This window comes from Thalassospira sp. ABL2_045, assembly GCF_056161285.1.
On record NZ_JBSWYV010000006.1, the window covers coordinates 16,494 to 42,504 of the forward strand.

Below are 26,011 nucleotides of genomic sequence, written 5' to 3' on the forward strand. Positions count from 1 at the left end.
GATAGCTCATAGCTGCGCGCACTTAAAATGAAAGCCTCTGGCACATATGCTTGATATCCTTGCCATTACAACACCGATCTTCCTGCTGATTGCCATTGGTTACATCGCGGTCTTTCGCAATATCGTGCCGCAGCCCGTCGTACGTGGCATGGGGGCATTTGTCATCAACTTTGCCCTGCCTGTTGATCCGCGCCCTGATCGTGCGTGACATTACGGAGGTACTCAATACCGACTACCTGGCCGTTTATGGTGCCGGGTCGCTGATCGTGTTTGCGCTGGGCTATTTCTTTGCCCGCGTCATCGCCCGAAAAAGCCAACAGAATGCTGCCCTGCAAGGCATGGGCATGCCGGCTTCAAACAGTGGCTTTGTCGGCTATCCTATTGTCGTGCAATTGCTTGGCCCGACGGCGGCGATTGCACTGGCACTGTGCTTTATCATTGAAAATCTGGTGATCACACCGCTGACCCTGATCCTGGGCGACAGTGCCCAGACCGAGGGCGCAAACCGCTGGCATATTTGGCGCAAGACCTTTGTCCGACTGGGGCGCAACCCGATTATTTTTGCTCTTTTGATCGGTCTTGCCATTTCAATTTCCGGCATCACTTTGCCCGGCCCGATATTCTCGGTGATTGATATGCTGGCATCGGCATCGGGCCCGGTCGCACTATTTGTCATTGGCGGCGGGCTGGTCGGCCTCAAGCTGCGCGGTTTGCGCTTTGACATGGCGCGCATCGTATTTGGTAAACTGGTGCTGCACCCGCTGATCATTTTCCTGTTGCTGGGCCTTGTGCCATATCTCGACCCGATGATGAAAATCGCCGCCGTCACCTTTGCCTGCGCACCGATGTTTAGCGTCTATGCCATCTATGGCCAGCGTTACCGCCACGAAGGCATGAGTGCCGCCGCCCTAATGGCCGCGACCTTACTGTCCTTCATCACGATCAGCACATCGCTGTGGCTGCTTGATAGCACGGCCGTTTTCGGGCCATTGCCCTGATTAACGCGGCGGAGGGCCGAATTTTGGGCGCTGTCCGGGGAAGCCGCCGCCCGGCGGCGGGCCACGTCGATCACCGCCGGGTCCTGCACCGGGACCATTTCCCGGACCACCAGGGCCACCGGGGCCCATACCACCCTGCCCCTTGGCAAAGCTGCGATCGGGCATCCCTGCCAAAAGGCGCGGAATAAACGGAAAGCTCTCGGTCACGAAATAGGCATAGGTGCCGTTTGGATATTCGGGCGTCACGGTTTCACGGCCATTGGCCTCGTCGAGATCGCCCAACCCAGGAACGAATTCGAAATCCTCGCCATAAGTGCCGTCATAGGTGCCGCCGGGTCCATTCGGACGTGTGCCGGATTTCACCCGCCATGAACTGCGCACTGCGACCACCGGCGATGCCGGATCATTTGGCTTGGAATAGCCAAACATTGCATAGATCGGAAAACCGTCGGCGGCAAAGCCGATGCGAATGGAATGCTGGTCGGGCGACCAGCTTTTGATCAGTCCCTTGGGCAAGCCATGATAATGATAGGTCCCGTCCGGCTGGACATGAGCATTGTTCTGATCAAGACCGAGATCGACCGTTGGCGAGATCGCCTCGTAACGCCAGCCGGACTGACGGTCGCGCTGCCAGAACTCCGCTGTATAGGGATCAAATGGCACCCCATTGACAGCCACACCAAATGACATGTGATCAATTAATGAAAATCGTCCGGTTTTCGCCGGGTTCAGAGGCAAGCGAAATTCAAGCGATTGCGCCTTGATGGAATTGGGATTCTTGCTGTTTGGAAAACTGCCGGTCGCATGATCGGGAATCGCATTGGAACGGATATAGCGATATTGACCATCTTCACGCATGCTGACTTCGTTTGAGACAGCCCAAGCCTGCTTTGTCGGATTAAGAACCATTCCGGCAAGCGGCAACATACCCATCCCGACCAGAATGTTGCGACGCATGCGATCAACTTCTTCGCGCGTGTCACCGGCATGATCACCTTCATCCATCGGGCCATGATGATGATCATGGCTATGATCATGTTGGTGTTCTGATGACGCCCCCTCAAGCGCATGCCGATCGCTTCGTGTCAATTTCCCCACCGGACTTCCCCCAAAACCAGTTGCGACGTCATCCCCATTATTTGGCGATGACGTCGCAAGGTTCCAGAACAATTTCACCCGGTAGGGCCATCAGGTCGGAATTTCGCCTGCATGGGCGAGGATTTCCTCGGCCTCGCGGATTTCCTGTTGCTGGGCCCACATCTCGGCATACAGGCCGTCACGATCAAGCAATTCCTGATGGCGACCGCGTTCGGCCACCTGCCCGTCACGCAGCACGATGATTTCATCGGCATCAATCACCGTCGACAAACGGTGCGCAATAATCAGCGTTGTATGGCCGCGCGACACATCGCGAAGCGCCTGCTGGATGTCCTTTTCAGTTCGGGTATCAAGGGCTGATGTGGCTTCGTCAAAGATCATGATTTTCGGACGTTTGAGCAACATGCGCGCGATTGATACGCGCTGTTTTTCCCCGCCCGACAGTTTCAGACCACGTTCCCCGACCATGGTTTTGAAGCCTTCGGGCAGACCTTCGATAAAGCCGTCAATGCTGGCAAGCTTGGCGACATTTTCGATCTCGCCCTGCTCCGCGCCGGGACGGCCATAGGAAATGTTATAGGCAATGGTATCGTTAAACAGGACGGTATCCTGCGGCACGATGCCGATTTCGCGCCGAAGCGAGTTTTGCGTCACATCGCGGATGTCCTGATCATCAATCGTGATCTTGCCACCCGACACATCATAGAAGCGAAACATCAGACGGGTCAGGGTGGATTTGCCCGCCCCGCTTGGCCCGACAACGGCAACGGTTTTGCCCGCCGGGACCTCAAAACTCACGCCCTTGAGGATTTCACGGTCCGGGTTATAGGAGAAATGCACATCCTCAAACCGGATGGCGGCATTTCCGCACGCAAGGCCCTTGGCATCCGTCTTGTCTTCGACTTCCTTTTCCACATCAAGAAGCGAGAACATGCGCTCCATATCGGTGAGCGACTGTTTGATCTGACGATAGACAAAACCAAGGAAGTTGAGCGGCATATAAAGCTGCAGCAGATAGGTGTTCACCAGAACGAAGTCACCCACCGTCATGCTGCCATCCTTCACCCCCTGGGCCGCCAGCAACATGTTCAAAACCAAGCCCACCGCAATGATCGCGCCCTGCCCGACATTGAGCTTTGACAGCGAGACTTGCGACTGTACCGCTGCGGTTTCATAGCCGCGAAGCGCCTTGTCATAGCGGACCGATTCATGGGCTTCGTTATTGAAGTATTTGACCGTCTCGTAATTGATCAGACTGTCGATGGCCTTGGTGTTGGCCTCGTCATCGCGCTTGTTCATTTCGCGACGGAATTTCATGCGCCATTCGGTAACCACCAGTGTGAAAACGATATAGATCACGATGGTGGTAAAGGTAATCAGCGCAAACCAGACATCATAAAGCGCCCAGAGAATGATCGAGACCATCACGATCTCAAGCAGGGTCGGCAGGATGTTGAACAGCATGAAGGACAGAAGGAATTCAATGCCCTTCACCCCGCGTTCAATCGCACGCGAAAGACCGCCCATCTGCCGATCGAGATGGAAGCGCAGCGACAGGCCATGCAGATGTTCAAAAACACTCAGCGCGGATCGGCGGATCGCACGTTGAGCCACCTTGGCAAAGACCGCATCGCGCATTTCGCCAAAGGCCGAGACGAGAATACGCACAAGGCCATAGCCAACAATCAATGCGACCGGCACAACGATCAGGGCTATGGTATCGGCCGATCCGGACTGGGCCGCGTTGGACGCGGCATCACCCGCCTTGTCGCCACCGCCAAGCGCATCAACCGCGTATTTATAAAGGACCGGGATATAGACATTGGCGACTTTGGCCCCGACCAGAAACAGCAGGGCCAGAACAACGCGTGCCTTAAGCTCAACCTCGCCGCGCGGCCATAAATAGGGCAGGAACGTCTTGATGACGCCGAACTCTGCGCGCGCAGTCGGTTGGTCGGAACCCATATTTTTCAAAACCTTATCCCCAAGCAGGTACCGAACGGCATTGCGGTATGCGCACGGCATGTCATGTCTTTCTGTCATCAACAGATGGACCGCCGCGCACTATTTGGCAAGCATTCAGCGCGCTTTATGCATTCAAGGACATTGCAGATAGCGGGTTTGACGTCTATTTTGCCAATTTGTTGATAAAATCTCAGAACAAACGACCTGATGCGCTTTTGCACAGGCCGGAAACACAGGAACGGAACCAGGACCATGACGGCGCTTGCCAGTATCGAAAGCCAGGATATCGCAGCATTGATGCGCGATATGGGAATCAAGGCCCGCAAGGCGGCACTCGAACTCGCACAGGTCCCGGCCGAGCCAAAAGAAGCCGCCCTTAAGGCCGCGGCGGCCAAGCTGCGTGAAAATTCCGATGCCATCCTGACTGCCAACGCAAAGGATATGGAAGCCGGCCGTGCCAAGGGCCTGACCGCGGCCTTGCTTGATCGTCTGGCACTTGATGCAGACCGCATAGAAGCAATTGCCAAGGGTGTCGAAGCAGTTGGCGCCCTGCCCGATCCTGTTGGTCGTGAATTGGCCCGCTGGAGCCCGGAACATAACGGCCTTGATATCGCGCGTGTGTCCGTGCCGCTTGGCGTGATCGGCATCATCTATGAAAGCCGCCCGAACGTCACGGCCGATGCCGGGGCCATGTGCATCAAATCAGGCAATGCCGCCATCCTTCGCGGCGGGTCGGAAAGCTTCCATTCATCACGCGCGATTTTTGATTGCATGGTGGCCGGCATCGTTGAAGCGGGCCTTCCCGAAAACGCCATTCAGATGATTCCGGTCACGGATCGTGCAGCCGTGGGCGAAATGCTGAAACTATCAGATTACATCGATGTCATCGTCCCGCGTGGGGGCCAGTCGCTGATTTCGCGCATCACCGATGAAAGCCGCATTCCGCTATTCAAGCATCTTGAAGGGCTGTGCCACACCTATGTCCATGCCAGCGCCGATCCGCAAAAGGCCGTGGATATTGTCGTCAACGCCAAGATGCGCCGTGTCGGGATTTGCGGTGCGACTGAAACCGTGCTGATCGACAGTTCGGTTGCCGGGCGTTTGCTGCCTCGCATTGCCGAGGCACTGGTTGCCAAGGGCTGCGAGCTGCGCGGTGATGAAACCGCACAGGCGATTGATGGCCGTATCAAACCGGCCTCAGCCGATGACTGGGTCACCGAATATCTGGATGCGATCGTCTCGATCAAGGTCGTGTCGGGTGTTGAAGAAGCGGTTGATCATATCAACACGTTTGGTTCACACCATACCGACGCGATTGTTGCTGAAAACACAACAGCCACGGCCACCTTCCTGAATGGTGTTGATTCCGGAATCGTGATTGTGAATGCATCGACCCAGTTTGCCGATGGCGGCGAATTTGGCATGGGTGCCGAAATCGGTATTTCGACCGGCAAGCTGCATGCGCGTGGCCCGGTCGGAGTCGAGCAGCTGACCAGCTATAAATATATTGTCCGTGGTCAGGGCCAAACCCGTCCATGACCTCAGCGGCACCCAGATCACATGCGGCCCCGCCCCGGGTCGGCCTGTTGGGCGGGTCGTTCAATCCCGCCCATGAAGGCCATCTGCATATCTCGCTCGAGGCGTTGAAACGCTTGCAGCTTGATGCGGTCTGGTGGCTGGTATCGCCGCAAAATCCGCTGAAGTCATCGACCGGTATGGCCGACCTTGCCGACCGGTTTGATTCGGCACTGATGATGGCAAAGCATCCCCGCATTGTTGTTTCTGCAATTGAAACCGAGCTTGGAACCCGCTATACGGCCGACACTCTTGCAGCCTTGCAACGCCGTTTTACCCGAACAAAGTTCGTTTGGCTGATGGGAGCAGACAACCTGGCCCAGTTCCATAAATGGAAATGGTGGGAAAGGTTGATTTTACGTGCTCCCATTGCGGTTCTTGACCGTGAGGGGTATTCTAACAAGGCATTGTCCGGAACCGCCGCGCGCCGTATGGAACGCTGGCGCATTCCCATGGACAGGGCGGGTTTGCTGGCCGATCTCGATGTTCCGGCCTGGGTATACCTGCCAATCAAGCGCCATCCGGCTTCTTCGACTGCAATTCGCGCCGAAGGCAGATGGCAGGTGTAAGCATCGCAGCGATGTGTTTGTCGGACAATTCCGACCATCGCGCGGAACATTAAGGTGGCGACCATAGGTACCGCAAAACAGACTCTTAAGCCGGGCGAAATGCTTTCGCTGATCAAGAGTACGCTTGAAGATGACAAGGCTGAAGACCTTGTCACCATTGATCTGACCGACAAAACCTCCCTTGCTGATCACATGGTTATTGCAACCGGCTCGTCCTCGCGCCGGGTGGCAGCCATGGCCGAGCACATTGTCGAAGCCATCAAGGATGCTGGCCAGGGCCGTGCATTGGCCGAAGGCAAGGAACAGGGTGACTGGGTTCTGGTGGATACGGGTGATGTTATTGTTCATCTGTTCCGTCCGGAAGTTCGTGCGTTCTACAACATCGAAGAAATGTGGGGCGTTGAAAACCCGGCCCTGAAACAGCAGGCAGCGCGGCTGTACTAACAGCCCGCGCTGTTTGGCGCCTGCCTATCATCACGGGTCTGGCACCAAACAGGTATCTTGCGGAACGGTCTGGATCGAAGACATGCAAATCACCCTTGCTGCGGTGGGACGGATGAAATCCGGCCCCGAGAAAGATCTTTTTGACCATTACGCTGCCCGACTGCGCTGGCCGTTCGTGCTGCGCGAAGTCGAAGAAAAAAAGAAGCTTCCCCCCAATCAGCTCAAAGACCGCGAAGCAGACCTTCTGCTTGGTGTCATTCCGGAAAATGCCTTCCTGATCGCGCTTGATGAGCGCGGCAAGGAATACGGCTCTATCGAGTTTTCGCAAAAGCTTGAAGGCTGGATGGATCAATATGCCGGCAATATTGCCTTTGCCATTGGCGGGGCGGACGGGCATGGGGCGGCTTTGAAATCACGGGCCAACACGCTTTGGTCACTGGGCAAGGCCACCTGGCCGCATATGCTGGTGCGTGCGCTTATCGCCGAACAACTGTTTCGCGCCCACGCCATCCAGACCAACCATCCCTATCACCGCGAATAGTTGCGGCTGCGTTTACCAGCCAAGCTAATCACTTGATGGAATTCCAGACGCCATGAAGTCTTCCGGTGGAATCCAGGTTCCTGGGATGTGACGGTTTGCCCAGCGACAGACTTCCTGCATGACTGGCAAGAGTTCTGCGCCCTTTCGGGTTAACCGAATTTCGTATCGTTTGGGTCGGCTCTGGTAAAGTTTTCGGGAAACCAAGCCGTATCGTTCCATTGCTTCCAGACGATCACTCAAAACACTACTGGTGATCTTTTCTGGTGAGTCCAAAAATTCCGAGAATTTTGTCTTTCCGTTTATCAGGTCTCGCAAGATCACCATGGTCCATCGATCTCCGATAATATCCAGAGTCGTTGCAATCGGGCACCCTGATCGCGGCTCTACAATTCTCTTAACCATTTGAAATATAGTTCTTTATCAATTGTAAGTTGTAACTTGCAAGTTACAACTTACAATCTACTCCCGTTTCATGAAGATGTCAGGAGAAAACTATGTCACAGAACCAAAAACCGCATCCAGATCCGCTCCCGGGCGGCCCTTCCGGCCATGAACAAAGCGGTGGCTTTGAAGGAGGCTGCCTGTGCGGTGCTGTCCGTTACAAAAGCGCCAACCCGCCGCAACTGACCGGACATTGCCATTGCGTTGATTGCCGCAAAAGCAGCGGCACCGGGCATTGCACCCATGTCATTGTTGCCGAGGATGGCTTTACGCTTACCGGAAAAGTCACTGTCTATGATCGCAAAGCCGACAGCGGCAACATGATCAGTCGGGCTTTTTGCCCGACATGTGGGTCTGCACTGTTTTCCCGTAATGTCGGCATGCCCGGAGTGGTTTTTCCAAGGGCATCCAGCCTTGACGATCCGGAAATCGCCCAGCCCAGCATGGTAGTTTACGCCAGCCGAGCCCCTTCGTGGGACAAACAGCCAAGTGATTTACCTTCCTTCCCGGAAATGCCGCCTGAACCACCTATCAATTTTTAAATCTGGTCCGGCACCAAAGTGACCGACCTCCCGATCCGGCAGAAACAATTTCGCGTTGCGGCGTAAAGGTGGGGTTTAACCCCACCTGAGGTCGAATATCACCTATACCGTTGCTCAAGCAATGCGCGATAAAACAAGGATCTTTTCTCCTTTTTAGCGCATGCTGCCTTGCAACATGCCAATTGCCCCGATAACATTCCTTACAAGAAAGAAATATTCCCAAAATCAAAAAGACTCTTGGGCAATGGTAAGGCTTTGAATATGGAACAAACCGTTTTGGCCGCGCAGGACGGCGAAACTGCGCACGACGTCGCCCAAACCGCTGCTGGCATCGAAGAACTGATGCGCGGCATCTCCACCGCACTGGATTACATTCAGCATCTTCTGGAATTTGCCAACACCGCAGGCGAAACCCAGGACAGCCTGATGCGCGAGATTGACGTGCGTTCCAACAATCTGCGCGCCGGTCTTGATGATACCGGGCGCGAGATCGACAACAGCACCAGTGTTGCCCGCGACGTGCAGGACTCTACCCGTGCCACCGTGGCCGAAAAGACCGAAGCCATCCGCGCCGACCTTGAACGCATCAGTGCCGAACTTGAAACCAAGGCCGAAGGCGCCAACAAGGTTCTGAGCGCGATTGAAGATATCGGCAAGGGCATCAAGCTTTTGGCGCTCAATGCCGCGATTGAAGCCGCCCGCGCCGGTGATCATGGCCACGGATTTGCCGTGGTTGCCAAGGAGGTCGGCAACCTTGCGCAAAGCACCATGCAGCGCACCCACGAAGCGGTCGACCTGATTGATCTGTCTGACGTGACCAAGGCCCTTCGCGAAAGCATGGCCAATATCGGCCGTGACCTTGATAGCCTCGGCAATGAAATCGAAGGGTCGCTGACCACCCTTCAGGAACGCTTTACCAACATGTCCGGCCGCTTGGCCGATATTTCCGAACATAACCAGGTGGTGTTCGAACTGCTCGCGGGCAGCAAGGATGCCTCGGCGCGGACACGCAGCAAGGTGACCTGGGCACATGAAGACACCAAGGCACTGGGCGCAAGCCTGGGCGATGCGAGCACGGCACAAACAAACCTCAGCCGGTTTCTTGATAAACATCACCTGCATGACGATCCGACCTATGACCGGTTGGCCGATATCAAGGCGCGCGGCAAAATCCGTATTGCCATCGAACCGGCCTTTGTCGGCCTGTCATTCCGCCCGAAGCCAAATGATCCGTTGCGCGGCCTTGATGCCGATTACGCACGCGCGCTGGCCAAATGGCTGGGGGTTGAGTGCGAATTTGTTGAACATCCGTGGGATTTGCTGACCGAGCTTTTATTCGTTGGTGCAAAACCCGGTGCACCAACGGCCGATGTGGTCTGGAGCGCCCTGCCACCCAGCGACTTCTATAAAGGTGTCGCCTATTCCGACACATATACCTATCTCAACTTCGCGCTGTGTCGACGTGCAGGCAATACCGAGATCAACCGTCTTTCGGATTTGAATGGCAAGGTTTTGGGCATCATCAATGACCCGGTGGCGTTTCAGGTTCTTGAAGAACAGGGACTGCGCTGGGCGGATAATGAAAACAAGCCGGGCGGCATTGCCAAGCTGTCCAACCTGATTGCCTATAGCGACCAGACTCGCCTGCATGATGCCTTAGCCAATGGGGCGGTGGATGCCTTTGCGGTTGATCAGCCGATTTTCCACTGGGCTGCCAATAACCCGGAAAGCCCGTGGCATGGCCGGATCGAAGTCCTGCCGGGTAATATCCTGCCGCTGCCTTATTACTATACCGCTGCTGTCGCGGCCGAACCGGCATCGTGGAAATTGCTCTGTGCGATCAACGAATTCATTAGCGAATTCCGTGGTTCAAATGAGCGGGCCGAGATCGAAAAACTTTGGCAGGGTCAGGCATTGCAACATCACCTCACCTACAAGGACGAGGCCGGAAACCTTATTGGCGCCGATGAACTGGCGACCCTGTATCACGCCCATTGCCGCAAGTTCGGCATTGCCGACGCCTAGACTTTGCAACGCAACATCAAATGCCGTTTTGCGGGCACGGGTCGCGGAGCGGCATTTGAAAAACATCGCAACTTCAAGGCGTCACAGGTGCTTTTATCAACTTTCACAATATGTTGCCTTGCAACAATTTCCACCGGGCGATAAAGTTTCCTTATAAGAAATAAAAATTCACACAATTCAGTGGCAGCGGTGAGGCTTTGAAAAATGGACGAAACCATCATGGCTCCGCGTGCGGACGAAGTCGATCAGGACGCGCCGCAACAATCATCAGACATCCCCGAAATGGAGTCAGTTGCGCCCACACCGCAAGCCGATAAACTTGATGCGTTGATGCGTGGCATTTCCACTGCCCTTGATTACATCGAAAACCTGCTGGAATTCGCCAATACCGCCGGCGAAACCCAGGACAGCCTGATGCGCGAGATTGATGTGCGCTCCAACAACTTGCGCACCGGTCTTGAAGAAACCCGCCGCGAAATCGAAGAAAGCACGGCCACGGCCAACGATGTGCAGGAAAGCACCCGCACAACCGTTTCGTCGAAAACCGATGCCATTCGCGGTGACCTTGAAAAGATCAGTCAGGATCTTGAAACCAAGGCCGAAGGGGCCGCAAAGGTGCTGAGCGCGATTGAAGATATCGGCAAGGGCATCAAGCTTTTGGCGCTTAACGCCACGATTGAGGCGGCGCGTGCCGGTGATCATGGCCGAGGCTTTGCCGTGGTTGCCAAGGAAGTCGGCAACCTGGCGCAAAGCACCATGCAGCGCACCAATGAGGCCGTCGACCTGATCGATCTTTCCGATGTCACCAAGTCCCTGCGTGAAAGCATGGGCAATATCGGCAGTGACCTTGATAGCCTGGGGGGTGAAATCGAAGAAGCCCTTGGGGGCCTGAAAGATCGCTTTGCCCAGATGTCCGGTCGGCTTGAACATATCAGCGGGCATAATCAGGTCGTGTTTGAACTGCTTGATGCCAGTAAGGATTCATCGGCCCGCACACGCAGCAAAGTCAGCTGGGCGTCGGGCGAAATCGGCAAGCTGTCTGATTGCACCACCGATCCTGCAAACGTCTCAACCAAACTTTCGCGCTTCTTGGCCGCCAACCACATTCCCGAAGACCCGGCCTATGACCGGATGGCCGACATCAAGGCGCGCGGCAAAATCCGCATTGCGATTGATCCGGCACTGGTCGGCGCATCCTTCCGCCCGCAAAAAGGCGGGCCGTTGCACGGCATCGATATCGATTATGCAGTGGCCTTTGCCAAATCCATCGGCGTTGAATGTGAATTCATTGAACATCCGTGGGACCTTTTGACCGAACTTCTGTTTGTCGGCAAAAAGGCCGGTCAGCCGCCTGCCGATGTTGTCTGGTGTGCGTTACCGCCAAGTGATTTTTATAAGGGTGTGGCGTTTTCAGATACCTACACCTATCTGAACTTCTCGCTGATCCGCCGCCCGGACAACACATCAATCAACACGATTGCCGATCTTGAAGGCAAGGTCCTGGGTACAGTCAATGACCCGGCCGCCCTTGCCGTGCTTGAAGATGTCGGCCTGCGCTGGGCGGATAATGAAAACAAGCCCGGCGGCATTGCCAAGCTTTCGAACATGATTGCTTATGGCGATATTTCGCGCGTGCATGACGCGGTTGCCGACGGGGCGATTGATGCCTTTGCCGGGGACCACCCGGTATTTTATTGGGCGTCGAAAAACCCGCAAAGCCCGTGGCATGGCAAGCTTGAAGTTCTGCCAAAACCGATCCTGCCGCACCCGTTCTTTTATGTCGCGGCGGTCGCGGCCGAACCGGCATCCTATCCGTTGCTTTGTGCGATCAATGACTTCATTGCCGAATTCCGCAAGACATCAAAACGGGCCGAGATCGAGAAGCTTTGGCAAGGTCAGCCGATTGAACATCACCTGACCTACAAGGATGAGGCCGGCAATCTGATCGGGGCGGACGAACTTGCCAGCAGCTACCACGCCCATTGCCGGAAGTTCGGGATTTCGACTGACTAGGGTCAGGACCTATTAATTTGGTTTGAATGGTCGCTCAGATTTGTGCGGATACGCGGAGCGAAGCCGCCGAAAGATATATATCTTTCAAGGTTTTGCGACAAAGTGGCCCGTGCAAATCTGAGCGATCCGAAGGACAGAGTTCATGTTTGCAAACTCCGACGTTAAACCCCTCGCGCGGGATACCAACCCGCCCAGCGGGCTTTTCCTTGGATTTCACAAACATAAACTCTGCCATTCCAATCAAATTAATAGGTCCTGACCCTAAGTACCTTGCGTAAAACGGCTGGCGTGATGCTGGTGCGGGCATTATCATCGTGCCATGGCGTCAAACAAGAAATCCCTTCGACAACAACGCATTCTTGGCGAACTGGACCACGAACCGTCCCTTCGGATCGCGGATCTGGCCGAACGACTGAATGTCTCGAATGAAACCATTCGGCGCGACTTTGACGAGCTGACGTCGCAAGGCTTGATCAACCGCACCTATGGCGGGGCGGTCCGCCGTCAGGCCAGCGAGCCGGGCCTCAATGAACGCCATCAGCTTCACATCACAGAGCGTGAAAGCATCGCCAAACAATCCGTCCCGATTCTGGCCGGTGCGCGCCACATCATGATCGGATCGGGTGCAACCACGGTGCATGTGGCCAAACGGCTGGCCGTGACCATGACCGATCTTACCGTGATCACCCATTCCTTTGGCGTCGCCACGGTTCTTGCCATCAACCCGACCATCCGGGTGATCATGGCACCGGGCGTTTACCACGCCCAGGAAGGTGCAATGCATGGTGCGCAAACAGTGCGGTTTTTGGAAAACTATCGGGTGGAGTGGGCCATTCTGGGCGCCAGTGGCCTTGATGGCGACGGCGCCAGTGATGCATTGATCGAGGCGGCTGATGTTTATTCCGTCATGATGGAACGCGCGACCCGTAGCATGATTGTTGCCGATCACACCAAGTTCAATCAGGCCTTCCCGGCACGTTATTGCGACTGGACAGCGGTTGACGTTCTGGTCACGGATGAACACCCGATGGGCGTGCTGGGTGAAACCATCCGCGAAAGCGGCTGCACGATCAAGGCCGCCAACAGCAATTAATCCCCGAATTCAGTCCGGTCATGCGTTCCTAGCGGCAGGCGCGCAGCGACTTCGCCAGCGCCTCGATAAAGAAATCAACTTCTGACGATTTCAGACATAGTGGCGGGCGGATTTTCAACGTCTGACCATATTTTCCGGCCGCCCCGATCAGAACGCGATGTTCGCGCATGGCATTGATCACGTCACCAACCAGCTGCCCGCTGGGCTTGGCCGGATCACCATCGGGGGACAGGTCCACCCCCAGGAACAACCCGGCACCACGCACATCACTGATGCGACCATCAATATCGGCCAGATGCATCAACCCTTCGCGCAGCGACTTGCCACAAAGCGCTGCATTACTCTGAAGGTTTTCATCACGGATGACATCCAAAACCGCCAAGCCCGTTGCGGATGCCACCGGGCTTGCAGCAAAGGTATTGAAATATCCGACATCCTCGCAAAATGCGCTTAGCAGTTCCGGGCGCACGGCAATACCGGCCATCGGGAACCCATTGCCCATCGGTTTGCCCATGCTGACGATATCGGGTTCGACATCGTGGCGATCAAAGCCCCAAAACGCATCGCCGGTTCGCGCAAAGCCCGGCTGGACTTCATCAGCGATAAATATCCCGCCGCAACGATGAACCACCGCCACCGCCAGTCGCAAGAACCCGCGCGGATTTGAAAAGACGCCGTCACTTGAAAAAATGCTGTCTGCAATCAGGGCCGCAACCCCATGGCCACGATCCTGCAAAACCAGTGCGGCCTTGTGGACCTCATCAGCAAAGCCCGCCGCGACATCATCGCCATAGCTCAGCTTGCTCGGTGCCGGAACGGCAACGACATGATCGGGCAGATTGCCGCGCTTGAGTGCGGATGGCGAAATCTCTGTCACCGCACTCGTATTGCCGTGATAGGCGGACTCGGTCACGATGATGCCGCGCGCCCCTGTCGACCGCTGGGCAATACGCAGCGCAAGGTCATTGGCCTCGCTGCCACTGCAGGTCAGGACGATATTTTCAAGGTAATCGGGGAATGTCGCCTTAAGGCGATCCAGATATTCCTCGGTCGTCTGATGCAGATAACGGCTGTTGATATTAAGCTTGGCGGCCTGATCGGCCATGGCCGCAACCACACGCGGGTGGCAATGCCCGACCGAGGGCACGTTGTTATAAAAATCAAGATAGCTCGTGCCATCTGCCGCCGTCATCCAGCAGCCAGACCCCGACACCATTTCAATCGGATCGCGGTAAAACAAAACCGATGCCGCCCCGAAATTCCGGGTCCGGCGCGACAATAGGTCATCACCGGCCGGTGGGTGGCCGATGGACGTTTTGCCATCATAGGCATTCATATCAAGGATGGGGCGCGCAGGTTTCATTTCGCACTCTCGACGGTGAGATAATCCTGCGCCATTTGCAGGGTTCCGGCGGTAAAGTCCGTGCCCATCTCCTGCGCGGTCGGTGTTTCCGGATGACTTGCGATCCACGCGGTCAAAAGCAAACGCCGCAGCATGACAAAACTATCCAGCATTGCCGCGTCAGCAGCCGAAAACGGCGCGACAGTTCGGTACCCTTCAATCCATGCTTCTTTCAGGGCCGGGACAATCGGATCAAGCTCGATAAAGCTGATTGCGGCAGCAAAGTCATAGCCAAACCAGCCAAAGCCGCAATCATCGAAATCGATCACACCCAGCCGATCACCATCGACCAGAAGGTTCGCCAAACGCAAATCAGCATGGATCAGGCCATAGCGATCATTGCCCATGCCAAAGGCGGCCAGTTTCTGATCAAGATGCACACAAAGCCGTTCAAGCAAGGTCAAGCCATCTTCATCAAGACCGGGGGCCGCGCGCCAATCCCCCCAATGCGGATTGGCCCCAAGCGTGGTGTCAAACGTCCAGCTTTTGCGCACGAAATTGACCGAGCGCGTCCATTGCCGCGCATGTCCATGCAAACGTGCACTGATCGCGCCCAACTTGAAAAAGCCATCGACCAATGCTTCATCGGCAGAAGGTTCTTCGCCGCTCATGAAATCAAAGGCAACCACATGGCGGTTGCCCCCGTCCTGATCAAATTCGGCGACCAATGATCCGTCACTACGCAGGCGCGGCTTGGGAGTATCGACGATATCACTGGCACGCAGGGCATTGATCCAGGCCAGCTCAGATTCGATTTCCGCCCGCGTGTGATAACCCGGCCGATGCACCCGCAAGATCAGCTTTGCGTCACTATCGGGATCGGTCGCGAGAAAAGTCGCATTCTCCGACACGGTCAAAAGCGACACATCGGTATTCACGCCCATCCCCCAACCGGGCAGGACCGATTCCGCGCCCTTTTTCAGGACATCAATCATGTTGTCATCGTAAATGCCGCCCAACCGATGCCTCCTGTCGCTTTCTGCTGGCCGTGCAAAACGAGTTGTCGCGCCGTTTCGGGGCCGTCTCCCTGCCATTTTGTGAATAATGCGGCACAAAATGTGTAACTTGCAACATTTTTTGTTGCATCACGGAATATTTCGCCCAATCATCAAGGAAACATAACGCAGCACACAATCAGGGAACCGGCAATCCGCAGCACAGAACACATCTAGCACAGGCGCATTGCCCAATGACTTCACGAAAGGATCGACCATGCTTACTTCGATTTCCGGCAAAAGCGTCATCGTCACCGGTGGCTCAAAGGGCATTGGCAAGGGCATTGCCATGGTATTTGCCAGCAAGGGCGCAAATGTCATGATTGCCGCCCGCACCGAAAAGGACGCGGCAGCCACCGTCGATGAAATCAAGGCCGCCGGGGGCACCGGTGACAAGTTCCTGTGTGATGTGTCGGATTTCGATCAGGTAAGCGCGTTGGCTGACTACACCGCAAGGACCTTTGGCGGGATTGATATCCTGTGCGCCAATGCCGGTATCTTCCCGCAGATCAAGATGGTTGATATGACCGCCGATGATTGGGATCAGGTGATGTCGACCAACCTCAAAAGCAGCTTCCTGTGCGTGAAGGCCTGCATCCCCTATTTCGAAAAAACCGGCAAGGGCCGCGTGGTGATTACATCCTCGATCACCGGGCCAGTGACGGGCTATCCGGGCTGGTCGCATTACGGCGCATCAAAGGCCGGTCAGCTTGGCTTTATCAAGACGGCGGCCATGGAACTGTCACGCTATAACACGACGATCAATGCCGTCATGCCCGGCAATATCATGACAGAGGGGCTGGCGGACCTGGGTCAGGAATATCTTGATTCCATGGCGAACTCGATCCCGCTCAAACGTCTGGGCAGTGTCGAAGATATCGCCAACGCCGCCCTGTTCTTTGCATCCGATGAAGCGGCCTATATCACCGGCCAGCAAATCGTCGTCGATGGCGGTCAGATCCTGCCGGAATCGCTTGAGGCACTTGAAGAGATTTAAGCAGCTACCCTTAAGAGAACTTTCAATGCGATCTCAAAGTAATATTCTTCTCAGAAGAAACAACACTTGGGGGTTGCAATGTTCCGCCGGATTTCGGTACGCCTTTGGTTAGCTTTGTCGACAGTTCTGGTGATTTCGGGGTGTGCTGGAAGTCAGGTAAACTATTCCCCACCGGACCTTTCCAGTTCGTTAGGCACAAACGAGATCACGATAGAAGCAGACTTCGAAGCTGTGTGGGATGAATATGTAAAAGAACTCTCCCAAAGTTTCTTCGTAATCAATAACATCTCTAAAGAGAGTAGGATTATCAACGTCTCGTTTTCAGCCAATGACCCGACAAAATATGTCGAATGCGGCACTACAACGATTACGTCCAAGCACCCTGCTCGCGGAACCCAAACGTTTACCTATCCTGTTGCGGGTAGCTCCAGTCATTGGCTTGGCGTCGAAGGCACAAATCACATAGTAGATCGAGTAAGGCAAACTAGCCTTGAAGGACGAGCAAACATTTATATTGCCCCACTGAATTCGTCTCAGACTCTCATGCGGGCTAATGCTAGCTATGTGTTGAACATTCAAGTGAAGATAACCGGGGTCACCGCTTACCATCAGGAAATGAATAGCTCTCAAGTATCCTTTTCCACGCAAGAGCAGGGTGCTGGAGCCGATGGGATCACATGCAAGAGTAAAGGCGTCTTCGAAGAAGCACTATTAGACCTAGCTACTCTCTGAAAACGCCCAAGCTCCGTGCCTAGTCAAACGAAACACCCTATGCCAAACCGTACTGGCTGCGTACGACGCCGGAATTGTATCGCTCGGACGCCAACAGGCGGGGCTTAAGCCCCCCGGCGTCACGCCCGAACAGCGATATCCCGTCCCCCAGCACTTCCGGGATCGTAAAGATATCCAACTGATCAGCAAACCCGCCAAACAGGAACTGTGTCACCACACTGCCGCCGCCAACGACCCAGATGTCGCCATCCCCGGTTCGGCGGTCGCGCAGCTGATCGACCAGTTCGATGATGCTGCCACCATAGGCCTCTGTATTAGCGGGCCGGTCACGGGGCAGATCGCGCGATGTCAGAACGATTGTGCGACGGGCCTCATAGGGCCAGTCGCCAAATTCCATCACCTGATCAAAGGTGTTTCGCCCGATGATCAACGTGCCAACGGAGTCCAGAAAGTCATCAAAGCCGAATTCGGCCGGGTCATATTCACCCAACCAGTCCACCGCACCATTGGCGCGCGCAATGAAGCCATCCAGACTGACCGCGATATAAATGCGGAACAGTTTTTTGCTCATGTCTATGTCCAACCGATATTGGGGTCTTTGCCCCTATTTTTAATCGGCAAATCATAGCAAAACACCAACCACAAGTCGCAAGAAACAATCGCAGCAAACCGGGTCATTTCCATGACACATGCGAAAAAGCCCGGCTTTCTGCCCTATTCTTAAGAATTGGGTTTAGCACTCAACCACGTTGACATTGACCGCAAGGCCGCCCTGACTGGTTTCCTTGTACTTGCTTTGCATGTCGAGTCCCGTCTGGCGCATGGTTTCGATCACCTTGTCCAGCGACACGGTATGTTGCCCGTCACCGCGCAATGCCAGACGTGCGGCATTGATCGCCTTGACCGCGCCCATGGTGTTGCGCTCGATGCACGGCACCTGCACCAGACCGCCGATCGGATCGCATGTCAGGCCAAGGTTATGCTCCATGCCGATCTCGGCGGCGTTTTCAACCTGCTCGGGCGTGCCGCCCAGAACCGCACACAGCGCACCGGCCGCCATCGAGCAGGCTACGCCGACCTCCCCCTGACAACCGACTTCAGCGGCCGAGATCGAGGCACGCTTTTTATAGATCGACCCGATGGCCGCTGCGGTCAGAAGGAATTCACGGATATTGTGCTGATTGGCGTTGGCGCCGAACTTTTCGTAATAGCGCAGAACCGCCGGAATAACCCCCGCAGCACCATTGGTCGGCGCAGTCACAACCCGGCCACCTGCTGCGTTTTCTTCGTTGACCGCAAGCGCATAAAGATTGACCCAATCAATCACGGTCAGCGGATCACGCAGGCCTGCTTCGGGCTTTTCAGTCAGTTCCTTATAAAGGTTTGATGCCCGGCGCTTGACGTTCAGTCCGCCTGGCAAAATGCCATCGGTGCGAATGCCGCGATCAATGCAGCTCATCATCGCGTCATGGACACGATCAACAAAGGCGATGGTTTCTTCCGGGCTGCGCCAGCTTTGCTCGTTCTCCATCATGATTTCCGCAATCGAGCGACCTTCGCGCTTGCAGATTTCCATCAGCTCATCGGCCGAGGAAAACGGAAATGGCAGGGTGATGTTATCGCCGGAATATTCCGCACCGTGGTCGTCGCTCGATACGATAAAGCCACCCCCGACCGAGAAATATTCCTGGGTGTGGATTTTCACGCCATCGCGGTCAAAGGCGGTAATGCGCATGCCGTTGGGATGCTGCGGCAGAGTTTCGGTGAAATGAAACACCAGATTGGTATCGCGGTTAAACGCCACCGGATACTGCCCATAAAGCTGCAACAGGCTGGTTTCATCAATCGCCGTGACCGTTGGCACGATGTCGTCGGGATCGATATTGCGCGGGCGTTTGCCATTCAGCCCCATGATGACAGCGGTATCGGTGGCGTGCCCCTTGCCGGTCAGGGCAAGCGAGCCATACAGATCCACCACGACACTGCCGGTATTTTGCAAAAGATTGCATGCTTCGAGTTCAAGGCAGAAACGATATCCCGCGCGCATCGGGCCAACCGTATGCGAACTCGATGGGCCGATGCCAATGGTGTAAAGGTCGACAACCGACAGGTTAACGTCATGTTGGGAATTGTCTTGCGATCCCGAAGAGGGATCGGTTGCGGGATTTGTCATCAAGGGCCTCCTTCACGGCTCAGTAAAGCGCTTGTTTTCGCGCTGTTTACGAACCGGTGTTTTTGCCCCCTCTGTCCCTTGACCTGAGATTATCTGCCACCGTCCGATAAATATCGGGCAACTGGCGTTCATCCTTCGGTGGAAACCATATCGCGTCTTCTCCCTGACGCTTTTTGGTTTCTCTCTCCAGAGCCTCTATCCGTGACGGTCCATCTGCCTGAGAGTGTTTATGAGGCATTGCTCCTTCGGCGCCGCACATCATGCAAATCGCGTGATATCCGAACTCTCCCGTCACGGTGCGAAATGGCATTTCTGCCACCTCAGAGGTTCACCGTCAGATTGAACACTATCTGCGTCTTTAGACACTGTCAAAAGAACTGGTTTGCATCTGCAAAATTTTCTGCGGCGGATGCTGTTAAGCACCGGCAATCGTGCTAAATTGCCCGTGTAATTCATGTACCTGTTGTGCGCGAAGGTAGACCCACCCTGCCCGCATGACGGGATTGATGGCGAAATATCCCCTAAGTCACCATATTTACGGGACATTCAGCCTTTTCCTTTATCTGTGGGGTTATGAACGTGACTGACAAGAATTCCGTAAAGCGCCCGCGCCCTGTGGTGCTGTGCATTCTGGACGGCTGGGGGTATCGCGAAGAAAGCAAGAACAACGCTGTTGCGCTTGCCAACACGCCTGTCTGGGATGACCTTTACGCCAACAATCCGACCGGGTTCCTCAAGGCCTGCGGTCTGGATGTCGGCCTGCCCAAAGGTCAGATGGGCAACTCGGAAGTCGGTCACATGAACCTCGGTGCCGGCCGCGTGGTCATGCAGGAACTGCCCAAAATTGACGAGGCGGTCAAAACCGGCACCATCGCCGAAACCGACACCGTCAAAAAGATCATCGCCAAGCTGTCCGATTCCAACGGCGTTTGCCACATTGCCGGTCTTCTGTCCGAAGGCGGGGTGCATTCCCATCAGGTACATATGGCAGCCCTTGCCAAAATCATCGCCGGTGCAGGCGTGCCGGTGAAAATCCACGCCTATCTTGATGGCCGTGACACGCCGCCGAAAAGTGCCCCCAAGTTCCTTGAGAAATTCCGCACCCTGATCGGCGATGCCAATGTTGAAATCGCGACGGTTACGGGCCGCTATTATGCGATGGACCGCGACAATCGCTGGGAACGTGTCAGCCAGGCCTATTTCACCATGGTTCAGGGCGCGAACTATGCCGATGGCCGCACAGCCGAAAGTGCCGAGGCCGCGATTGCCGATGCCTATGGCTCTGACACCACCGACGAATTCGTTCTGCCGACCGTGATTGGCGATTACGCCGGTATGCAGGATGGCGACGGTCTTTTGATGACCAATTTCCGAGCTGACCGGGCGCGTGAAATCCTCGCCGCCCTTTGTGCGCCGGACTTTGACGGCTTTGATCGCGGCACGCCGGTAAACTTCGCCGTGCAGGCCGGGATGGTCGAATATTCGTCCGAACATGCAAAATACATGGATGCGATCTATCCGCCGCAGACCCTGCCAAACATCTTTGGCGAAGTGGTTTCCAAGGCCGGCATGAAGCAGCTGCGCATCGCCGAAACTGAAAAATACCCGCACGTGTCGTTCTTCTTTAACGGCGGCGAAGAACAGGTATTTGAGGGCGAGGACCGCATTCTGGTCGCATCCCCCAAGGTCGCGACCTATGACCTGCAGCCGGAAATGTCCGCACCGGAAGTGACCGAAAAGCTGGTCGCGGCCATCAAGGCGGAAAAATACGACACCATCATCCTGAACTTCGCCAACCCGGACATGGTCGGCCATAGCGGCATCCTTGAAGCCGCCATGAAGGCGGCCGAGGCGGTTGATACCTGCCTTGGCAAGGTGATTGACGCGATCAAATCGGTCGGTGGCGTTGCCTTTGTCACCGCTGATCACGGCAATTGCGAAGTGATGGTTGATCCGGAAACCGGCGAACCGCACACGGCACATACGCTTAATCTCGTTCCGACCATCCTTGTTAACGCTCCGGAAGGGGTAACATTGGAAGATGGCCGTTTGGCCGATGTCGCACCGACCTTGCTGCAATTGCTGGGCGTGCCACAACCGGCCGAGATGACCGGCAAACCCTTGCTTAAGGGCCTGAAACAGAATGACGCGCTTCTTGCGAGCTAAATCAGTCTCGAAGATCGCCCTGTTTGCGCTGACCGCATTTGCGGTGCTGTTTGCGAACGGGGCAGCGCCGTCTTTTGCCCAATCGCTGCAAAAGGTTGATCAGCAGCTTGATCAACTTGAAAGCCAGCTTTCCGAACAGCAAAAACAGGAAGAATTCCTGTCGCGCAAATCGCGTGAACTTTGGACCGAGGAACAAGCCCTTCAGTCCGAGGCGATTTCAGTCGCCAGACGCACCCAGCGCCTTGAAACCACTTTGACCGATCTCGAAGATCAGCTTGAAACGCTTGAAGCGCGCGAAAAAACCGCTGCCACCAGCCTTGAAGACAAGGCCGGGCAATATGCCCGCATCCTGATGGCCCTGCAGCGCCTGTCGACCACCCCGCCCGAAGCCGTGATTGCCCTGCCGACATCACCGCAAGATACCCTGCGCTCTGCCGTATTGCTCAAGGCCGCCTTGCCCGGGGTCGAGCAACATGCACGTGATCTGCGCAAGGAACTGACAGAAATCGCAACGCTACGCGAAGACATCCGCGAACGGCGAAGTGATGTCGCCAGTGCGACCGATGAATTGCAGCAGGAACGCGCATCCCTTGCTGCCCTGCTTGATGAAAAGCGCCGCCTGCGTGCCCAGACAGAAGCCGAAGCCGAAGAAGCTGCCAAGGCGGTCAGCCTGCTTGCCGATGAGGCCAAATCACTGGGCGAGCTTTTGCGCAATCTGCAAAACCGCGCCGAAGGCCTGCCGATGCCGCGCGCACGTCCTGAAATGCGCGCAACTGTAAGCACCGAACCGGATGCCGATATGCTGGGCGCAACAACGATTGCGAAAAACACACCCCCGCCACCGCCCGAGAGCAAGACTGAGCCAGTAAGCAGTGCTCCGAGCAACGCCAACGACGGCAATGACGAAGAAGAATTCGCCGTTGGCAGTTCAATTACCCTGGCGCAAGGCAACCTCAGGATGCCTGCCAGTGGTAAAGTGGTTACACTTTTTGGTGAAAAATCGCGCGGTCCGGATGGCTTGACCGTCAACCGATCCAAGGGAATTGAGATCAGCACCCGCGCAAATGCGCAGGTTGTCTCACCTTTTGACGGCAAAGTTGTCTTTGCCGGCCCCTTCCGCGGGTACGGCCGCCTCTTGATTATCGAACACGGCGAAGGATACCATAGCCTTATCGCCGGTTTTGATCGGCTCGACAGTGTGGTAGGACAATATCTGTTGGCGGGCGAACCTGTTGGTATTATGGGTGAAACTTCGCCAAAACTATATCTGGAGATGCGCCAGGACGGGGAAGCAATCAATCCGCTTCCATGGCTGGCCTCGAAAAACGGCAAGGTAAGTGGATGAAAACCTCACGATTGGCAGTACTCGCACTCGCGACCGGCATGACTTTCGGCCTTGCGTCGCCAGTTTTGGCGCAATCTTCAACCTCCTCGGCGGAGACCTATCGCCTGCTTAATCTGTTCGGCGACGTGTTCGAACAGGTCAAAGGCAAATATGTCGAAGATGTCGATGACAAACAACTGATCGAAGCCGCCATCAACGGCATGCTGACATCGCTTGATCCGCATTCCTCCTATCTGAACATGGATAATTTCGAGGAAATGCAGGTCGATACCCGCGGTGAATTCGGCGGCCTTGGCATCGAAGTCACGATGGAAGATGGCTTTGTCAAAGTCATCGCACCGATCTATGACACGCCAGCCGAAAAGGCCGGCCTGCAGCCGGGCGACTTCATCACCCACATCGACGGCACCGCCATTCGCGGCATGACGCTTAATGATGCGGTCGAGATGATGCGCGGCAAGGTCAATACCGACATTGTCCTGACCATCATCCGCAAGGGGGAACAGACCCCGTTTGACGTCACTCTGACCCGGGCCGTGATCAAGATCCAGTCGGTGCGTGCCGAACCAAAAGACGATGTTGGCTATATCCGTATCACCAAATTCAACGAACAGACCTTTAGCGGCCTGCAGCGCGCCATTGGCGACATGCGCGAAGACATCGGCCCAGAAATCAAGGGTCTGGTGATCGACTTGCGCAACAACCCGGGCGGTCTTCTTGATCAGGCGATTTCGGTATCAGACGCCTTCCTTGATAAGGGCGAGATCGTCTCGACCCGTCCGCGCGACACCCAGAACACCGAACGCTACAACGCGCGCACCGGTGACCTTAGCAAAGGTCTGCCGATCGTGGTTCTGATCAATGATGGCTCTGCCTCGGCGTCCGAAATTGTCGCAGGCGCGCTTCAGGATCACCGCCGTGCGGTCATTATGGGCACGCGCAGCTTCGGCAAGGGATCGGTTCAGACCATCCTGCCAATGCCGGGCAACGTCGCCCTTCGCCTGACCACGGCGCGCTATTACACGCCGTCAGGCAAATCAATTCAGGAAGTGGGCATCGTGCCGGACATCATCGTTCCGCAGGCACGTGTCGAAAGCATCGAGGCCGACACCCGTCGTTCAGAAGCATCCCTTAGCGGGGCGCTTCGCAACGAGGACGAAGGCATCACCGATGCGGAACAGGATGCAAATTCCCGCCGTGACGAGGCCGAACAGCTGGCGATTGATGACTATCAGCTGTCACGTGCGCTTGACATGATCCGGGGTATTTCCCTGTTTGGCCCACGTCCGAATGGATAAGGGTGGGCCCGGCATCGTGAGAGACTGACTGTTCGTGTTCAGGAAAATCCTAAATTCCTTGCCGTTCCGAAAAAAGAAGAACGGCGACATCGACGGGGAAATGGCCGATGATCTGGCCGAAGACCTTGGCGAGGGGATGACTGACGCCGACGAAGATGAAGACGACGTCAATCTTGATGACCTGCCCTTTGACGAACTGCCGATAGAAGTCCAGTTCAAACGACTGCCAAAGCGCCCGAAATCACGGCGCAGCTGGCTGTCGAAAATGCTGATCATTACGCTTTTCCTGTCACCATTTGGTGCAACCGCTGTGGCGATGATCCCGATTCTGGATCCTGAAACCGGTTGGCGGCTTTTCCATACCGGCGGACCTGAATCGACGATGACTGTTCCGGGTACGGAGCGCGAACTGCAAGAAGAAATCGCACGCGGCGTTCAGGATGTTCAGGATCGCGACCGCGCCGCACAGGAAGCCGCCAACGGCGAAAATGGCGACGGCCAGTCTGCCGAAGACATCGCAGGCGACCTTGATGGCGTATCCGATCTGATCGGCACCCCGGGCGCGGACGGCACCAATGGCAATGATGCCCCGACCCCCGAAGAACTCGCCGCCCTGATCGAAGAAGAAGGGTCGCTTGACGAACCGATCGAACCCGATCCGCTGCGCCCGGCGCCGCTGCCGGGCCTTGACGAAGAAGGCAGTTTTGGCCGCATCCCGCGTATTGGCGATGATGGCACAACGCCATTTGATGCCTATAAGCGCCCGTTTGAACTGCCCGAAGACACACCTGTCGTCGCCGTGATGCTGACCGGTGTCGGCCTAAACGAACAGCGTACCGAAACGGCGATCAATGATCTGCCGCTTAACATTTCGCTAGCGATTTCGCCCTATGCCCGCGATCTGCAAACGGTTGCCCGCGAAGCGCGCGCCATGGGCCATGAAGTCTTCCTTGAACTTCCGATGGAACCGGCCGACTTCCCGCTTTCCGACCCCGGCCCGCGCGCACTTTTGACATCCCTGTCCGAGGGTGAAAACCTTGTCCGGCTTGAATGGCTTCTGGCGCGTTTCCCAGGATATGCCGGACTGGTCAGCCGTCAGGGTTCGAAATTTGGCAGCCTTGATAGCGCCATTCGCCCGGTGATCGAATTCATCTCGCGCACGGGGCTGATGTATGTCGAAGGATCGGGCAGCGGTGTGGCCAGCTATGGCGCCCAATTGGCGGCAAATGCCGACACCCCAAATGCGATTGGCAATGTGATCATTGATGAAACGCCAAGCCGCCGCCAGATCGACAGCCGCCTGGCCGAATTGGTCGAGATGGCCAAACGCACCGGTGTTGCCGTCGGGATTGCCCAATCCTATCCGGTCACGATCCAGCGTCTGCGCAACTGGGCCTTCCGCCTGCGCCGTCAGGGTGTGGTTCTTGTCCCGGTCAGTGCGGTTACCGGTCAGCAAGTTACACCGCAATCCGCTGACGAGGCCGAAGCCGCCCGCCTTGAAGCCGAGGAACGCGAACGCGAAGTCATGGCCGAGCAGGCAGCCCAAGAAGAAAACGCAGAACCCGCCAACACAATCGAGAACGAGTGACAGATGCCGGA

At 55.8% G+C, this 26,011-nt stretch carries 23 protein-coding genes and 2 riboswitches; of the genes, 16 read left to right on the forward strand and 7 right to left on the reverse strand.

Going from position 1 to position 26,011, the window contains the following annotated elements:
- The first annotated feature begins 46 nt into the window (after positions 1 to 46).
- Both ACXAIA_RS10350 and ACXAIA_RS10355 read left to right on the forward strand, forming a co-directional pair.
- Positions 47 to 208, forward strand: coding sequence for a hypothetical protein (locus tag ACXAIA_RS10350; protein ID WP_475349260.1), 162 nt, complete (start codon positions 47 to 49; stop codon positions 206 to 208).
- Complete coding sequence (locus tag ACXAIA_RS10355; RefSeq protein WP_475349261.1) at positions 201 to 998, forward strand: AEC family transporter; 798 nt, start codon at positions 201 to 203, stop codon at positions 996 to 998. Before ACXAIA_RS10350 ends, ACXAIA_RS10355 begins: the two co-directional genes overlap by 8 nt.
- Here ACXAIA_RS10355 and ACXAIA_RS10360 read toward each other — a convergent pair whose 3' ends face one another.
- Together ACXAIA_RS10360 and ACXAIA_RS10365 are read right to left on the reverse strand one after the other, a co-directional pair.
- Positions 999 to 2,087 (reverse strand): YHYH protein, encoded by a 1,089-nt coding sequence (locus tag ACXAIA_RS10360; protein WP_475349262.1) that lies wholly within the window; start codon positions 2,085 to 2,087, stop codon positions 999 to 1,001.
- Positions 2,088 to 2,186: 99 nt separating this feature from the next.
- The gene (locus ACXAIA_RS10365; protein WP_475349263.1) at positions 2,187 to 4,061 is read right to left on the reverse strand and encodes an ABCB family ABC transporter ATP-binding protein/permease; all 1,875 of its coding nucleotides are present in this window, start codon (positions 4,059 to 4,061) and stop codon (positions 2,187 to 2,189) included.
- 252 nt (positions 4,062 to 4,313) lie between these two features.
- Here ACXAIA_RS10365 and ACXAIA_RS10370 point away from each other — a divergent pair, with 252 nt between their 5' ends.
- From ACXAIA_RS10370 to rlmH, 4 genes are all read left to right on the forward strand, one after another.
- Positions 4,314 to 5,600, forward strand: coding sequence for a glutamate-5-semialdehyde dehydrogenase (locus ACXAIA_RS10370; RefSeq protein ID WP_475349264.1), 1,287 nt, complete (start codon positions 4,314 to 4,316; stop codon positions 5,598 to 5,600).
- Positions 5,597 to 6,205, forward strand: a complete 609-nt coding sequence (locus ACXAIA_RS10375; RefSeq protein ID WP_475344266.1) for a nicotinate-nucleotide adenylyltransferase — start codon at positions 5,597 to 5,599, stop codon at positions 6,203 to 6,205. The genes ACXAIA_RS10370 and ACXAIA_RS10375 overlap by 4 nt, the downstream gene beginning before the upstream one ends.
- A 54-nt stretch (positions 6,206 to 6,259) precedes the next feature.
- Positions 6,260 to 6,649 (forward strand): ribosome silencing factor, encoded by a 390-nt coding sequence (rsfS, locus tag ACXAIA_RS10380; RefSeq protein WP_342344550.1) that lies wholly within the window; start codon positions 6,260 to 6,262, stop codon positions 6,647 to 6,649.
- An 82-nt stretch (positions 6,650 to 6,731) separates the two neighbouring features.
- A complete protein-coding gene (gene rlmH, locus ACXAIA_RS10385) occupies positions 6,732 to 7,190 on the forward strand; it encodes a 23S rRNA (pseudouridine(1915)-N(3))-methyltransferase RlmH (protein WP_167722865.1) in 459 nt (152 codons plus the stop codon).
- Between the two features lie 24 nt (positions 7,191 to 7,214).
- On the opposite strand, the gene ACXAIA_RS10390 is transcribed toward rlmH, so the two are convergent.
- On the reverse strand, positions 7,215 to 7,592 hold the full coding sequence (locus ACXAIA_RS10390) for a winged helix-turn-helix transcriptional regulator (RefSeq protein ID WP_475349265.1): 378 nt from the start codon (positions 7,590 to 7,592) through the stop codon (positions 7,215 to 7,217).
- A 92-nt stretch (positions 7,593 to 7,684) separates the two neighbouring features.
- On the opposite strand from ACXAIA_RS10390, the gene ACXAIA_RS10395 reads away from it, so the two are divergent.
- From ACXAIA_RS10395 to ACXAIA_RS10410, 4 genes are all read left to right on the forward strand, one after another.
- On the forward strand, positions 7,685 to 8,173 hold the full coding sequence (locus ACXAIA_RS10395) for a GFA family protein (protein ID WP_475344258.1): 489 nt from the start codon (positions 7,685 to 7,687) through the stop codon (positions 8,171 to 8,173).
- 261 nt (positions 8,174 to 8,434) lie between these two features.
- On the forward strand, positions 8,435 to 10,198 hold the full coding sequence (locus ACXAIA_RS10400; protein WP_475349266.1) for a methyl-accepting chemotaxis protein: 1,764 nt from the start codon (positions 8,435 to 8,437) through the stop codon (positions 10,196 to 10,198).
- A 204-nt stretch (positions 10,199 to 10,402) separates the two neighbouring features.
- The gene (locus tag ACXAIA_RS10405; protein ID WP_475349267.1) at positions 10,403 to 12,211 is read left to right on the forward strand and encodes a methyl-accepting chemotaxis protein; all 1,809 of its coding nucleotides are present in this window, start codon (positions 10,403 to 10,405) and stop codon (positions 12,209 to 12,211) included.
- Between the two features lie 319 nt (positions 12,212 to 12,530).
- Complete coding sequence (locus ACXAIA_RS10410) at positions 12,531 to 13,304, forward strand: DeoR/GlpR family DNA-binding transcription regulator (protein ID WP_475349268.1); 774 nt, start codon at positions 12,531 to 12,533, stop codon at positions 13,302 to 13,304.
- A gap of 28 nt (positions 13,305 to 13,332) precedes the next feature.
- On the opposite strand, the gene ACXAIA_RS10415 is transcribed toward ACXAIA_RS10410, so the two are convergent.
- The gene (locus ACXAIA_RS10415) at positions 13,333 to 14,667 is read right to left on the reverse strand and encodes an aspartate aminotransferase family protein (protein ID WP_475349269.1); all 1,335 of its coding nucleotides are present in this window, start codon (positions 14,665 to 14,667) and stop codon (positions 13,333 to 13,335) included.
- Entirely contained in the window at positions 14,664 to 15,665 is a 1,002-nt protein-coding gene (locus ACXAIA_RS10420; RefSeq protein ID WP_475349270.1) for a phosphotransferase enzyme family protein, read from the reverse strand. Before ACXAIA_RS10420 ends, ACXAIA_RS10415 begins: the two co-directional genes overlap by 4 nt.
- A 253-nt stretch (positions 15,666 to 15,918) precedes the next feature.
- Between ACXAIA_RS10420 and fabG the strand changes: the two genes are divergently transcribed.
- Together fabG and ACXAIA_RS10430 are read left to right on the forward strand one after the other, a co-directional pair.
- Positions 15,919 to 16,698: a 3-oxoacyl-ACP reductase FabG gene (fabG, locus tag ACXAIA_RS10425; RefSeq protein ID WP_475349271.1), complete on the forward strand. Its 780-nt coding sequence runs from the start codon at positions 15,919 to 15,921 to the stop codon at positions 16,696 to 16,698.
- 78 nt (positions 16,699 to 16,776) lie between these two features.
- Positions 16,777 to 17,430 (forward strand): hypothetical protein, encoded by a 654-nt coding sequence (locus ACXAIA_RS10430; RefSeq protein ID WP_475344244.1) that lies wholly within the window; start codon positions 16,777 to 16,779, stop codon positions 17,428 to 17,430.
- A gap of 37 nt (positions 17,431 to 17,467) precedes the next feature.
- Here ACXAIA_RS10430 and ACXAIA_RS10435 read toward each other — a convergent pair whose 3' ends face one another.
- Both ACXAIA_RS10435 and ACXAIA_RS10440 read right to left on the reverse strand, forming a co-directional pair.
- On the reverse strand, positions 17,468 to 18,001 hold the full coding sequence (locus ACXAIA_RS10435) for a dihydrofolate reductase family protein (RefSeq protein ID WP_475349272.1): 534 nt from the start codon (positions 17,999 to 18,001) through the stop codon (positions 17,468 to 17,470).
- Positions 18,002 to 18,163: 162 nt separating this feature from the next.
- Positions 18,164 to 19,603: an L-serine ammonia-lyase gene (locus tag ACXAIA_RS10440; RefSeq protein ID WP_475349273.1), complete on the reverse strand. Its 1,440-nt coding sequence runs from the start codon at positions 19,601 to 19,603 to the stop codon at positions 18,164 to 18,166.
- 69 nt (positions 19,604 to 19,672) lie between these two features.
- A riboswitch (glycine riboswitch) is annotated at positions 19,673 to 19,795 on the reverse strand.
- 3 nt (positions 19,796 to 19,798) lie between these two features.
- Positions 19,799 to 19,904: riboswitch (glycine riboswitch) on the reverse strand.
- Between the two features lie 272 nt (positions 19,905 to 20,176).
- Here ACXAIA_RS10440 and gpmI point away from each other — a divergent pair.
- From gpmI to ACXAIA_RS10460, 4 genes are read left to right on the forward strand one after another with little or no spacing between them, the layout of a single operon-like run.
- On the forward strand, positions 20,177 to 21,769 hold the full coding sequence (gene gpmI / locus ACXAIA_RS10445; protein WP_475349274.1) for a 2,3-bisphosphoglycerate-independent phosphoglycerate mutase: 1,593 nt from the start codon (positions 20,177 to 20,179) through the stop codon (positions 21,767 to 21,769).
- Positions 21,747 to 23,114: a murein hydrolase activator EnvC family protein gene (locus ACXAIA_RS10450; RefSeq protein ID WP_475349275.1), complete on the forward strand. Its 1,368-nt coding sequence runs from the start codon at positions 21,747 to 21,749 to the stop codon at positions 23,112 to 23,114. Before gpmI ends, ACXAIA_RS10450 begins: the two co-directional genes overlap by 23 nt.
- Positions 23,111 to 24,412: a S41 family peptidase gene (locus tag ACXAIA_RS10455; protein WP_475349276.1), complete on the forward strand. Its 1,302-nt coding sequence runs from the start codon at positions 23,111 to 23,113 to the stop codon at positions 24,410 to 24,412. The genes ACXAIA_RS10450 and ACXAIA_RS10455 overlap by 4 nt, the downstream gene beginning before the upstream one ends.
- 58 nt (positions 24,413 to 24,470) lie before the next feature.
- Positions 24,471 to 26,000: a divergent polysaccharide deacetylase family protein gene (locus tag ACXAIA_RS10460; protein ID WP_475349277.1), complete on the forward strand. Its 1,530-nt coding sequence runs from the start codon at positions 24,471 to 24,473 to the stop codon at positions 25,998 to 26,000.
- Positions 26,001 to 26,011: the final 11 nt, after the last annotated feature.